Annotated in this window: 14 protein-coding genes and 1 pseudogene; 7 read left to right on the forward strand and 8 right to left on the reverse strand. The window is 68.4% G+C overall.

Going from position 1 to position 12,325, the window contains the following annotated elements; genetic code table 11:
* Positions 1–16: 16 nt before the first annotated feature.
* Entirely contained in the window at positions 17–1,117 is a 1,101-nt protein-coding gene (locus FHR82_RS17080; RefSeq protein ID WP_184811347.1) for a LacI family DNA-binding transcriptional regulator, read from the reverse strand.
* A 192-nt stretch (positions 1,118–1,309) separates the two neighbouring features.
* Between FHR82_RS17080 and FHR82_RS17085 the strand changes: the two genes are divergently transcribed.
* From FHR82_RS17085 to FHR82_RS17095, 3 genes are read left to right on the forward strand one after another with little or no spacing between them, the layout of a single operon-like run.
* Positions 1,310–2,185, forward strand: coding sequence for a metal ABC transporter solute-binding protein, Zn/Mn family (locus FHR82_RS17085; RefSeq protein WP_184811348.1), 876 nt, complete (start codon positions 1,310–1,312; stop codon positions 2,183–2,185).
* The gene (locus tag FHR82_RS17090; protein ID WP_184811349.1) at positions 2,185–3,000 is read left to right on the forward strand and encodes a metal ABC transporter ATP-binding protein; all 816 of its coding nucleotides are present in this window, start codon (positions 2,185–2,187) and stop codon (positions 2,998–3,000) included. The genes FHR82_RS17085 and FHR82_RS17090 overlap by 1 nt, the downstream gene beginning before the upstream one ends.
* A complete protein-coding gene (locus tag FHR82_RS17095) occupies positions 3,000–3,875 on the forward strand; it encodes a metal ABC transporter permease (RefSeq protein WP_184811350.1) in 876 nt (291 codons plus the stop codon). Before FHR82_RS17090 ends, FHR82_RS17095 begins: the two co-directional genes overlap by 1 nt.
* Before the next feature lie 88 nt (positions 3,876–3,963).
* Here FHR82_RS17095 and FHR82_RS17100 read toward each other — a convergent pair whose 3' ends face one another.
* A complete protein-coding gene (locus tag FHR82_RS17100; protein ID WP_184811351.1) occupies positions 3,964–5,037 on the reverse strand; it encodes a DUF6236 family protein in 1,074 nt (357 codons plus the stop codon).
* Positions 5,038–5,203: 166 nt separating this feature from the next.
* The gene (locus FHR82_RS17105) at positions 5,204–6,025 is read right to left on the reverse strand and encodes an oxidoreductase (protein WP_225944038.1); all 822 of its coding nucleotides are present in this window, start codon (positions 6,023–6,025) and stop codon (positions 5,204–5,206) included.
* Between the two features lie 79 nt (positions 6,026–6,104).
* On the opposite strand from FHR82_RS17105, the gene FHR82_RS17110 reads away from it, so the two are divergent.
* Positions 6,105–6,545, forward strand: a complete 441-nt coding sequence (locus FHR82_RS17110; RefSeq protein ID WP_184811353.1) for an MmyB family transcriptional regulator — start codon at positions 6,105–6,107, stop codon at positions 6,543–6,545.
* Positions 6,546–7,745: a DUF445 domain-containing protein gene (locus FHR82_RS17115; RefSeq protein WP_184811354.1), complete on the forward strand. Its 1,200-nt coding sequence runs from the start codon at positions 6,546–6,548 to the stop codon at positions 7,743–7,745.
* On the opposite strand, the gene FHR82_RS17120 is transcribed toward FHR82_RS17115, so the two are convergent.
* Complete coding sequence (locus tag FHR82_RS17120) at positions 7,708–8,097, reverse strand: winged helix-turn-helix transcriptional regulator (protein ID WP_184811579.1); 390 nt, start codon at positions 8,095–8,097, stop codon at positions 7,708–7,710. The two genes, FHR82_RS17115 and FHR82_RS17120, sit on opposite strands and share 38 nt — an antisense overlap.
* Before the next feature lie 59 nt (positions 8,098–8,156).
* On the opposite strand from FHR82_RS17120, the gene FHR82_RS17125 reads away from it, so the two are divergent.
* Positions 8,157–8,966 (forward strand): NAD(P)H-binding protein, encoded by an 810-nt coding sequence (locus FHR82_RS17125; RefSeq protein ID WP_184811355.1) that lies wholly within the window; start codon positions 8,157–8,159, stop codon positions 8,964–8,966.
* On the opposite strand, the gene FHR82_RS17130 is transcribed toward FHR82_RS17125, so the two are convergent.
* Positions 8,967–9,542, reverse strand: a complete 576-nt coding sequence (locus FHR82_RS17130) for a dihydrofolate reductase family protein (protein WP_184811356.1) — start codon at positions 9,540–9,542, stop codon at positions 8,967–8,969.
* 126 nt (positions 9,543–9,668) lie between these two features.
* Here FHR82_RS17130 and FHR82_RS17135 point away from each other — a divergent pair, with 126 nt between their 5' ends.
* Complete coding sequence (locus FHR82_RS17135) at positions 9,669–9,839, forward strand: hypothetical protein (protein ID WP_184811357.1); 171 nt, start codon at positions 9,669–9,671, stop codon at positions 9,837–9,839.
* A 107-nt stretch (positions 9,840–9,946) separates the two neighbouring features.
* On the opposite strand, the gene FHR82_RS17140 is transcribed toward FHR82_RS17135, so the two are convergent.
* From FHR82_RS17140 to FHR82_RS17150, 3 genes and pseudogenes are all read right to left on the reverse strand, one after another.
* Positions 9,947–10,723, reverse strand: coding sequence for a hypothetical protein (locus tag FHR82_RS17140; protein ID WP_184811358.1), 777 nt, complete (start codon positions 10,721–10,723; stop codon positions 9,947–9,949).
* Between the two features lie 182 nt (positions 10,724–10,905).
* A complete protein-coding gene (locus FHR82_RS17145; protein ID WP_311771120.1) occupies positions 10,906–12,078 on the reverse strand; it encodes a tyrosine-type recombinase/integrase in 1,173 nt (390 codons plus the stop codon).
* Positions 12,079–12,126: 48 nt separating this feature from the next.
* A pseudogene (locus tag FHR82_RS17150) lies at positions 12,127–12,313 on the reverse strand (helix-turn-helix transcriptional regulator).
* Between the last annotated feature and the right edge of the window lie 12 nt (positions 12,314–12,325).

The following is a 12,325-nucleotide window of genomic DNA, read 5'->3' on the forward strand; positions in this document are numbered from 1 at the left end:
CAGCCGTGGCGCCCGGTCACGGGCCGAACCAGCGTTCCTCCGTGGTCCTCGGCGGTGCGCTCGTGGTGCCGACGACCAGTTCGGTGTCCAGCGTGATGTGCCGGGGCTTGCTGTGCTCCGCCGAGGCGAGCAGCAGCTTCCCGGCCGCGCGGCCCTTCTCCAGCACCGGCTGCCGGATCGTCGTCAGGCCGACCCGCTCCGCCTCGACGATCCCGTCGAAACCGGTCACCGTCAGGTCCTGCGGCACCCGCAGCCCACGCCGCTTCGCCTCGTTCAGCGCGCCGAGCGCCAGGATGTCCGACGTGCAGATGAGGGCCGTGACCTCGGGGCTCGCGTCCAGGAGCTGCGCGGCCGCCGACTCGCCGCTCCCGATGGAGTGGTCGAAGCGCTCCACGACCGGCACCCGTGCCCAGTCCACGCCCGCCGTCTCGAACGACTCGGCCAGCGCGGTGAGCCGGGCCCGCTGCACGTGGAAGTGCGCGGTCCGCTGCCGCGCGATCGCCGCGAAGCCGTCGTTGCGGTCGCGTGCCAGCCGCATGCACAGCACCCCGATGTTCCGGTGCCCGATGCTGATCAGCCGCCCCGCCAGCTGCGCGATCGCCGCGTGGTCGTCGATGCCGACCAGGTCGACGCCCTCCACCCGCGGCTGGTCGCACACCACGGTCGGCACCGGGCGCGACAGCACCGCGGCCAGGTGGGGGTCGTCGTCCGGTACGGAGTAGACGACGAAACCGTCCACACCAGCACTGTGGACGGCGGTGACGTCGTCGCGCTCCGGGTTCACCGGCACCAGGTGGAGGCCCTGGCCGGCGCCTTCACAGGCCAGCGCCAGCCCCTCCAGGAAGCCGAGCGCCGCCGGGTCACGGAACGCGTACGAAAGGTTCTCGGTCAACAGGAGCCCGACCGCGCCCGCTTTGCGCGTGCGCAACGATCGCGCCACCGGGTCCGGGCCGGGATAGCCCAGACGTCGCGCCGTCTCCAACACGCGTCTGCGCAGCTCCGGCGAGAGCTGGTCAGGCCGGTTGTAGGCGTTGGACACGGTGGTTCGCGAAACGCCGAGCTCCGCCGCCAGCGACGCCAGTGTCGCCGGCCGCCGAACATGCATAGGCCTCGCCATGTGCTGACCGTAACGGTTCAGAAGCACAATCAGAAGCCTGGCCACGCACGTCACCTTCACCACATCTGGTGGCACTTCTCACCTGGTCGGCTGACGCGCCCGGAATTTCCAGTCGTATAGTCGACTTGCAGTAGTCGAAAACGGTTTCCATTACCTATAGCGTGACACGCATGAATACTTCGGAGGAACGCCATGAGAAGCGCCCTTCCACTCGCGGTCGCCGCGGTCGCCGTCCTCGGCGCCGCCGGCTGCGGCGGTGGCACGACTGACGCGGCGGCGGACGGGAAGGTCGCGGTCGTCGCGTCCACGAACGTGTGGGGCAGCGTCGTCCAGGCGGTCGGCGGTGACGATGTGAGCGTTCGCTCCCTGATCAACGACTCGAAGGGCGACCCGCATTCCTACGCGGACAAGCCCGAGGACGCGACCCTGCTCACCGAGGCGAAGCTCGTCGTCTACAACGGCGGCGGCTACGACGACTTCTTCACCAAGCTGGTGGACGCGGCAGGCGCGGACGCGAAGCAGGTCGTCGCGTACGACGTCGCCGGTCTCGCCGAGGGTGAGAACGAGCACGTCTGGTACGACTTCGCGACCGTCAAGAAGGTGGCGGGCAAGGTCGCCGAGGAGCTGGGCGCCATCGACCCGGACAACAAGGACACCTACGCGGACAACGCGAAGGCGTTCGACGGCAAGATCGACGAGCTGACCACGAAGGCCGGCGCCATCCCGGACGGCGACGTCGTCGCGACCGAGCCCGTCGCCAAGTACCTGCTCGACGCCGCCGGCCTGACCGACGTGACGCCGCCGGACTTCTCCGAGGCCATCGAGGAGGAGACCGACCCGCCGGTCGCGACGGTCGCCGACACCATGGACCTGGTGACCGGCAAGCAGATCGTCGCGCTGGTCAACAACGACCAGACCGAGACGAACGTGACCGACCAGCTCAACGGCGCGGCGAAGAGCGCCGGGGTACCGATCGTGAACGTGAGTGAGACGTTGCCACCGGGCGTGACCGACTACGTTGAGTGGATGACCAAGCAGGTGGACGCGCTGGCGGGCGCGGTGGCTTGATGGACGGACACGTACCCGCGATCTCGCTCCGGGACGCGACGCTCGGCTACGGCGACCGGATCCTGTGGTCCGGCCTGAACCTCGACATCGAGCCGGGGGAGTTCGTCACGGTGCTGGGCCCGAACGGGTCCGGCAAGACGAGCCTGCTCCGCGTGCTGCTCGGGTTGCAGGCGCTGTCGTCGGGCACCGCGCGGATCGCGGGCGAGTCGCCGGGGCGCGGCAACAAGCGGATCGGGTACGTCCCGCAGCAGCGGGCCATCGACGCCCCCGTCCGCGGCCGCGACCTGGTCGGCCTCGGCCTGGACGGACACCGCTGGGGCACCGGCGTTTCCCGGATCCGCGAGCGGCGGCAGCGGGTCGACCAGGCCATCGCCGAGGTGGGTGCGGAGGCGTTCGCGAAGGCGCCGGTGGCGCTGCTGTCCGGCGGTGAACAGCAGCGCCTGCGGGTGGCGCAGGCACTGGTGAGCGACCCGGACGTGCTGCTGTGCGACGAGCCGCTGCTGTCCCTCGACCTCGCGAACCAGCAGGTGGTCAGCTCGCTGATCGACCAGCGCCGCCGCGTCGCGAACACCGCCGTGCTGTTCGTGACCCACGAGATCAACCCGGTGCTGTCGCTGGTCGACCGCGTGCTGTACCTCGTGGACGGTCGCTTCCGGATCGGCAGGCCGGACGAGGTGATGAACTCCGAGACGCTGTCCGAGCTGTACCGCACGAAGATCGACGTGGTGCGGGTGCGGGGCCAGATCCACGTGGTCGGCGCGCAGAGCGGGCTGTGCGAGGACCAGACACACCACCTGCACGAGGAACGCGCCTGATGGACAAGCTGTTCGACCTCGAGCTGCTGGGCAGGTTGCTGGGGCTGCCCTACGTGCAGGCCGCGCTGGTGGCGGCCGCCATCCTGGGGTTGCTGGCGGGAGTGCTGGGCCCGCTGATCGTGAGCAGGAACATGGCGTTCGCGGTGCACGGGACCAGCGAGCTGTCGTTCACGGGCGGTGCCGCGGCGCTGCTGCTGGGCATCCAGGTCGGTCACGGCGCGCTCGCGGGGGCGGTGATCGCGGCGCTGGTGCTGGGCCTGCTGTCGCGGCGCAGCTCCGACCACGACTCGGTGATCGGCGCGGTGCTGTCGTTCGGCCTCGGCCTCGGGGTGCTGCTGCTGTGGCTCTACCCCGGCCGCGCGAACAACAAGTTCGGCCTGCTGGTCGGCCAGGTCGTCGGCGTCAACTTCGCGTCGATCGCGCTGCTGTCGGCGTGCGGCATCGCTGTCATGCTGGTGCTGCTGGTGATCTACCGGCCGCTGCTGTTCGCGTCGGTGGACCCCGATGTGGCGAAAGCCCGCGGCGTTCCGGTCGGCGGGCTGTCCGTGGTGTTCGCGGTGCTCGTCGGTGTCGCGACGGCGCTGGGGGTGCAGACGGTCGGTGCGCTGCTGGTGCTGGCGCTGATGATCACCCCCGCCGCGGCGGCCGCCAAGGTGACGGCGAGCCCGCTGCGCGCGACGGTGCTGGCGGTGGTGTTCGCGGAGGCGGCGGCGCTGGGCGGGTTCATCCTGTCGCTGGCGCCGGGTGCGCCGGTGAGCGCTTTCGTGACCGCGATCTCGTTCCTGATCTACCTGGTGTGCTGGACGATCAGCCGCGCGCGGGGCCGGTCGACGCGCGGGGCGTCGGTGGTCGCGGTGCCGATGCCCGCGCGGTGACGAGGCCAGGGGCCTGAGATACCGGAGATACCGCCTCACTTCTCGCGGGAGATCGTCGCGCGGAGTCGGTCGGTCAGTTTCCGGGGTGTCAACGCCCGGTCGAGCCGAGGAGATAGCCCGCCGGGCTGCGTTTCCTGACCCTCGCCTCCCGCCGCGCCGCGTGCGCGGTGCCGACGAAGTAGGCCGCGGCGGTACCGGCTCCCGCGATGACCGACGGAAGTCCGGCGATGCCACTCGCGGCCGCCACCAGTGCCGGCGGCGTCAGCGTCTTGAGGCTGAGCAGTGCCTGGGCCGGTTGCAGACCCAGAGTCCGCAGTTCCCGGCGTAAATCCTTGACCGCCTGGTCGAGTTGGTCGTGCACCAGCATTTCGACCCGCGCCCGCATGACCTCCCCGTTGTCGATCGCGGCGATCTCCGTGAATTCCCGCGAAAGTGTGCCGAGGTGCGCGCGAAACGCGTCGAACTGCACGGCCAGTTCACGGCGCGCCTTGATGATCTTGTCGACCGGCACCTGCGCGAGATCCGCGGGCACGACGGTCTCGATCGCCGTCACGGAGTACGCCGACGCCACATCGCCGGTGGTCCGGACCGCGGGATGACCGTCGTCGAGGAGGTCCAGGACGAGGTCGGCCGCGTTGGTGACCGCCGCGTGTGCCGCCACCTGGTCGGTGACGAGCGACAGCTCATTGGCGTCGGCGACCCGGTGCATGAGGAGACTCGTGTAGGCGCTGGTGACGCGCGGGTGCAGGTCCAGCCAGGAAGGACCGGCGACGTCCCCGGGATCGCCGGCCAGGCCGCTTTCCAGCAGAGCTGTGCGCAGATCGCCGGACATCTGACTGTCCATGACGAAGCTGTTCCCGTCGAACGGCCCGCCATAACGGGCGCGGAGTGCGTCCTCGTGCCCATTGATCAGACTCAGCAGTTCGGCGGAAGCGCCCGGCACATGAGGAGCCGGATCGACATCGACGAAGAAACCCAGCTCGTCCCGCAACGCGCGCCCGACCGGCCCTTCCCGGTAGTCGCCGGGGAGAAATCCCTCCGGGCGCAGGATCGCCAGCCTGGGCCAGTACAGAGCGCACGCCCGCAACCAGTCGGCACGCCGGACGAAGATGTACGGGAAGTACAGCGGGATGGGACGCAGTCCGGCCGGGGTCGCCTCCATGGCTCGAACATAGCGTGGCCGCCGGCCCCCTCGAACCACGCTACGGCAAGGCACCGACAGTCAGCGCGAGTTGTCCACAGCTCCGGCGGTTGTCCACAGGGGAACGTTGACGCGGCCGGAACTGTCGGTCCCTTGCCATACGCTGGAAACCGGGGGCCGGAGGCCATCACCCGCCGATCGTGTTCAGTTCCGCGACCGCGTCCTCCGGCAGCACGAGATCCGCCGCCGCCACGTTTTCCCGCAGGTGCGCCACCGACGACGTGCCAGGAATCAACGCGATCGCCGGGGACCGCCGCAACAGCCACGCCAACGCCACCTGGTGCGCCGTCGCCCCCAACCGCGCCGCGACCGACGTCAACGTCGACGACTGCAGCGGCGTGAAACCACCCAGCGGGAAGAACGGCACGTACGAGATCCCCTCCGCCTCGCAACGGTCCACCAGTGGGTCATCGCCGCGCTGCGCCACGTTGTACAGGTTCTGCACCGTCACCACCGGCGCGATCCGCTGCGCCTCCGTGAGCTGGTCCGAACTCACCGCACTCACGCCCAGGTGCCGGATCACACCCGACTCCCGCAGCGCGGCCAGCTCCGCGAACTGCGCCGTCACTGACGTACCCGGCACCTCCGGCACCCGCAGGTTCACCACATCGAGCACCTCGACACCCAGGCGCGCGAGGTTCTCGTGCACCTGCGCGCGCAGTTCGGCCGGTTCGAACGCCGGGATCCACGCGCCGTCCGAACCGCGCCGGGCACCGACCTTCGTCACCAGCCGCAAACCGGCCGGGTACGGGTGCAGGGCCTCCCTGATCAGCTCGTTCACGACGTACGGCCCGTAGAAGTCGCTCGTGTCGATGTGCGTGATGCCCAGCTCGACCACTTCCCGCAGCACGGCGAGAGCCTCGTCGCGGTCCTTGGGCGGGCCGAACACGTTCGGACCCGCCAGCTGCATCGCGCCGTAACCCATCCGGGGGAAAATGAACTCTGTCATGCCACCCATTCTCCGCGCACACCGCCAGGCCTGGGCATGTCCCGCTGTTCCTGGGGATGACAGGGCTACCGTGAACCGCGTGGACAGCTCCAACGCGCTCGGCGAGTACCTCCGCGCCCGTCGCGAGCAGGTACGACCCGCCGACGTCGGCATCGTGCCGGGTGGGCTGCGGCGCGTGCCCGGCCTGCGCCGCGAAGAGGTCGCGCTCCTCGCGGGCATCAGCGCCGACTACTACCTGCGACTGGAACAGGGCCGCGACCGCAACAAGTTCACCGACATCCTCGCCGTCAACGAGCTCTGCACCGCGCTGTCCCCGAACTACCGCGTCGGCGTCAACATGATGCGCGCCGTGTTCCTCGACCCCGCCGAGCACGCGCTGCGCCGCGACTGGCTCGACCTCACCGACGAGGCGGTCGCCGTGCTCCGCGCCAACGTCGGGCCTGACCTGTCCGACCCCCGGCTCGTCGAGCTGGTCACCGAGCTCCGGCGTGCCGTGGTGGAGTCGCAGGTGACCGGCTGAATGGTCGACGACTTCCTCGCGCACTGGCAGGTCTACCTGTCCATGCCCGTGATCGCGGCCGTCATCGGCTACCTCACCAAGCGCGCGGCCATCGAGATGATGTTCCGGCCGCTCGAGTTCGTCGGCATCCCGCCCTACCTCGGCTGGCAGGGTGTCGTGCCGCGCAACTCCGAGCGCATGATCGCGGTCGCCGCCGACCTGCTGACCGCGAAACTCGTCCACCCCAAGGAGATCTTCGGCCGCCTCGACCCGGCGAAGCTCGCCAAGGAGCTGGAACTGCCGCTGATGCTGGCGGCCGACGAGATCACCCGCGACGTCATGGCCCGGCACGGCCTGTGGCAGAAGCTGCCGCCGCTCGCGCAGGAGGTGGCGATCAAGCGCGTGCAGGCCGGGATCCCCGGCCTCGTCGCGCGGATCATGGCCACGCTCAGCGCGGACATCGACGAGTTCCTCGACATCAAACAGGTCGCGGTCGACGCCCTGCACCGCGACAAACGCCTGCTGCTCAAGCTGATCCGCGACATCTCCCGCCCGGAGATGGCGTTCATCGCGCGCTGCGGCGTCTACTTCGGACTGGTGCTCGGGCTGGTGCAGACGGTCGTCTGGGCGCTGACGAAGGACCCGATCGTGATGCCGCTGTTCGGTGCCGCGATCGGCTGGTGCACCGACTGGCTCGCGATCAAGCTCGTGTTCTTCCCGCGTGAGCGCAGGCGAATCCTCGGCGTGCTGCCGCTGCAGGGCGTGTTCCAGCGCAGGCGTGACGAGGTCGCGAAGCAGTACGCGGCGATCGTGGCCCGCGACGTGATGACCATGCCGAACCTCGTGACCGCCGTGCTGAACGGACCACGCGCCGACCGTCTCCGTGCGATGGTGCGGGAAACCGTCGAGGAGGCGATCGACGAGCAGGCGGGCCTGGTGCGCACGCTCGTCGGCGCGGACCGGTTCACCGAGCTGAAGAAGGCGGCCGCGGACCGCGCGATCCGTTATCTGCCAACGACGATGCTGACCGCGGACCGCTACACGACCGAGGCACTGGACATCCGCGACACGATCGCGCAGAAGATGCGCAGGCTGACGCGGATCGAGTACGAGGCGCTGCTGCGCCCGGCGTTCCGGCAGGACGAGTGGAAGCTGATCGCGGTCGGCGCGGTGATCGGCGCGCTCATCGGTGAGCTGCAGGTTTTCTTGTTCCTGCACTAGCTTTGCGGTCGTACTCGGCGCGCGCGGACTCGACTCGCTCGAGGTTGGACGACCACTCGGACAGCGCGGCGAACAGCGGGCCGAGGCTGCGCCCGAGGTCGCTGATCTCGTACTCGACGCGCGGTGGCACCTCCGCGTGGTACGTGCGCACGACGAGTCCGTCGCGTTCCAGCTGCCGCAGCCGCTGCGTGAGCACCTTGGGCGTGATCGTGGTGATGCGGCGGGACAGCTCGACGAACCGCTGCCGCCCGTACTCGTTGAGCGCCCACAGGATCGGCGTGGTCCACCGGCTGAACACGACGTCGACCACGGGCGCGACCGGGCAGGCCAGCTCGGGTGTGGTGTCCTCGATCACGTTCCCATTACTTTCCTCTAGGTACCTACTATCAACAAGATACTAGCGTCCTCCACATGATTGTGGTGACAGGAGCGACAGGCAATGTCGGACAGCCGCTGGTGGCGGCACTGGTGGCGGCAGGCGAAGAGGTGACGGCGGTGTCCCGCCGGGCGGTGGAGGTGCCGGGCGCCAAGGTGGTCCAGGCGGACCTGGCGAACCCGGCGTCGTTGCGGCCGGCGCTGACCGGCGCGGAGGTGGTGTTCCTGCTGACCGCGGGCGACCTCCTGGGCGCGGACCTCGCGCCCGTGCTGTCGGAGGTGCGGTCGAGCGGGGTCGGCCGGGTGGTGCTGCTGTCGTCGCAGGGCGTCGGCTCGGGCCACCACCCGCCCGCGCTGGAGGACGCGGTGCGGGCGTCGGGTCTGCGGTGGACGATCCTGCGACCGGGCGGCTTCCACTCGAACACGTTGCGGTGGGCGGAATCCGTGCGTGCCCACCGGGAGGTGGCGGCGCCGTTCGGAGACACGGCACTGCCGACCATCGACCCGGTGGACATCGCCGCGGTCGCGGCGACGGTGCTGCGCGACCCGGCGGCGCACGAGGGCCAGACCTACGAGCTGACCGGCCCGGCCCCGGTCTCCCCGCGCGACCAGGTGGCCGCGATCGCCGCCGCGGTGGGCGAACCGGTGCGGTTCGTGGCACAGACCCGCGCGGAGGCGAAGGCGGCGATGCTGCGGTTCATGCCGGAACCGGTGGCGGAGAGCACGCTGGACATCCTGTCGTCACCGGCGTTGCGGCAGGTCAGCCCGGCGGTCCAGGACCTACTGGGCCGCGCGGGCCGCACGTACGAGTCGTGGGTTGCCGAGCATGCGGGGGTGTTCAAGTAGTCACCGGACGACGTCGTAGACGAGCTTCTGGATGCCGTTCGAGTAGGTCTCGCTCTCGACGACCTTCAGCATGCGCTTGTCGACGTCGGAGTCGCTGAACAGCCGCTTGCCCGCGCCGAGCAGGACCGGGAAGACGAGCAGGTGGTAGCGGTCGATGAGGCCGGCGTCGGACAGGTTGCGGTTCAGGGTGGCACTGCCGTGGACGATGATCGGTCCGCCGTCGGTCTCCTTCAGGGCGGCGACGTCGGCCAGCGACCGCAGGATGGTGGTGTCACCCCAGTTGTCGACGAGGTCGCCGTCGGCGAGCGTCGAGGACACGACGTACTTGGGCATCGCGTTGTACCCGGCGAAGTCCTCGGTCATCGTCGGCCAGACCGGGCTGAACACCTGGTAGCTGACCCGTCCCATCATCATCGCGGCGGCCTCGTCCTGCTCCCGGCCCTTGAGCTCGTAGGCATCGGGCACGAAGTCGATGTCCTTGAACGTCCAGCCGGAGCTGCGGTGGCCCGCCTCGCCGCCGGGCGCCTCGACAACGCCGTCGAGCGAGACGAAGGCGGTGGTGATCAGGGTGCGCATGGGGTTCTCCTCGTGGTGGTTGATCTCCATCTTCGCCTGTACGTCGGACGGTGGTCGGGTGGATCGACATCCGTCGACAGAAGTTTTGAGGGACCCGTCCGGTGGGTTGGGCTCAGCGTCCGCATCATGCGAAAGATCGCGCTCGGCATGCGCTGGGGTTGCCGTCCTGCGGTGACCTTCTTCTTGTTCGCGCTGGTCACGGGCGTGGCTGTCGAGGCGGGGACGGTGGCCCTGGTCTTCGTGGGGGTGGCGGTCATCGTGGTCAGCGTCGTCGATCTGGCAGTCCGCCACCGGTAGCGCGGTGATCACGTCGGCCGTGATGTGCGAGGGAGCCCCACGGCTCGCGAGGAGAAAGGCGCGGTCCTGGCTATCGGGACCGGATGTTCGACGTGTTGGCCGAGTCTCTACTTGTGGTTCGAGTCGCTGGGTGATCGCGGTTGTTCCGCGTCATCATGCGGGGTTGACATCGACTCTTCGTTGGCTGAGTGTTCAATGCCCAGCCGCTCAAGGCGCGTTTTACGCCGCTTCGCGGCAATGCGTTCTGTTTCAGCATGAATTAGTTTCGCGGCCTCGGCGGCGATGTATCCGATGAACCCGGCCAGGCCGAAGTAGCCCGATGATCTTGAGAATTCATCAAGAGTCCTGTTTGCTCGTGATCCTCCCAATTTTGCCAGGACGGCGCTCATTTCCTTGGCAAACTCACGGGTTTGGGCGGATTCCATGTCAAGCGCGAGGCGACGTTGGCGATCTGCGAGGTCGTCAAGTGCGTCCAGTGTCTCTGTCGCTCTTGTCCTCAGTTGGTCCTTCTCGTACTCCAGGGTCAGCTCGCGGGACCGTAGTTCAATGGCCGAGTTCAAGCCTGAGTACATCTGTCGGTTTTTCTCTACCTCTGTGACGATCCGCGTTAATTCTTCGAGCTTTGCTGGCGTGAGCGTGATGCGCGTCGTGAGGTCGTGCAGGTGGCGACTTCTTGTTGTTGCGGCGAATTTCATGAACTCGAAAGCCATCGCGCCGCCCAGAGCTGTGGCAATTCCGAACCAATTGATTAGGCTGGGGTCTTCGTTGGTCTTCTGCGCGAAATAGATCATCCCGCTGACAAGGGCCGTGGCCAGCGCAAGGGCAACACCGGCTCCGATCCACTTCCCAGCGGGCGGTGATTCCAGCCTTCTGATCTCACCCAAGACTGAAGTCCTATCTGGTCCGTCATGCGTAACTCGTCACCTCCGTATCGCCAAGGTGGGCCCGACCGCTACAACGAGGGCGCGGTCGCGACCTGGCTAGGCCACGTCAGAACTGGTAGTACAGCGCATGCGCACCGTCACTACCAGCGATGATGTAGACCAACGCGGCCGCCAGGCCGTGATCAGGCCGTCAGCGAGTCCGGGCCGTCGCCGAACACCCCGTCGACCGCAGTGCGCGTGCGCTGCTTACTCGACGGCATGAGGTGTGTGTAGACCTTGAGCGTGAAGCCTGGATCGGAGTGGCCGAGGTAGCTCGACAGCGCCGTGATCGTCTCCCCGGCATCGAGCAGCGTGGAGGCGTAGAAATGCCGCAGGGCGTGGAACCCGTCCACACGGGCCTGCCGCTCGACGCCTGCCTTCTTCAGCGCGGGAATCCAGGTCCACTGGTTGTAGACCGGCCGCCAGGCCGCCGAGTGCTCACGACTGGTCACGATCAGCCGGACCGTCGTCGGCTCCCCGCCTGGCTTCTGCCACGGCAGCGTGATCGCCACCGGCGGGTACGTCTCTATATGCGCCCGGATCGCAGCGGCCACCGACTGGGGCAGCGGCACGTCGCGAGTCTTGCCACCCTTCGGCGGGCCGAAGCACGGCTTCCCGCCCACGAGCTTCACTTGGCGGACGACGTGCACGGTCTCGTCGTCGAAGTCGACGTCGTCCACGGCCAGGCCGAACGCCTCGCCCTGGCGAAGCCCAAGCCCAGCCCCGAGCACGACGGTAAGCCGGTACCGAGGGTTCATCGCCTCCCGAACCGCGTGCACCCGCTCAGCAGGCCACAGCACGACCTTCCTCGCCGGAATCTGCGGCTTCTGCACCGACGAGGCGTTGCACGGGTTCTTCCTGATCCGCTCGTCATCGATGGCCGCGTTGAAGATCGTCTGCATATGGATGAAGATCACCTGCCGGTAGCTCGCGGCGAGCCCCTTCTCCTGCAGCGCGCGGAGCAGCTCCCGAACGTCGGATGGCCGGATCGCGTCGAGGTTCCGCGGCCCGATGGCAGGGAAGACATGCAGCCTCAGCCGTAGTCCGGTGCTCTCCCGAGTGGACTCGTCGAACGATTGGGACCGCAGCCAGCGCGTGGCGTACTCCTCGAAGGTGATCTTCCCGGCCGAGGGATCGATATAGGTCCCGCGCCGTAGCTCGCCCTCGACCTCCCGCAGGTAGTCGTCAGCCTGCTTCTTCTGCCGGTCAGGGAAGGTCTTCGACCGTTCACGTCCCGAGTGGTCGACGTACCGCACCTTGTACCGGTCGCCGACGCCGTAGACGCCCGTCTTCTCTCGCGTGACCTTCTTAGACACTGGGTCGACGACGCGCTTGTACCAGCGATCTTGAACATGTCCCATCGCTCAGGCCGCCTCTGACGTCGCCCACGCCTGGACCGCGCGGGTCGTAGCGCAGGTGGCGGCCGATCTTGCGGACCGGCGGCCCTTCTCCGCGCCACTTCCACTGGTAGAGCGTCTTGACCGGCACGCCGAGGTAGGTGGAGACGTCCTCCACGGTCCACAGGCGGTCGATCGGGATCCCCATGTCCATCTGTTCCCCCTG

Origin of the sequence: Actinophytocola algeriensis, assembly GCF_014203735.1 — a bacterium.
GTDB classification, from domain to species: domain Bacteria; phylum Actinomycetota; class Actinomycetes; order Mycobacteriales; family Pseudonocardiaceae; genus Actinophytocola; species Actinophytocola algeriensis.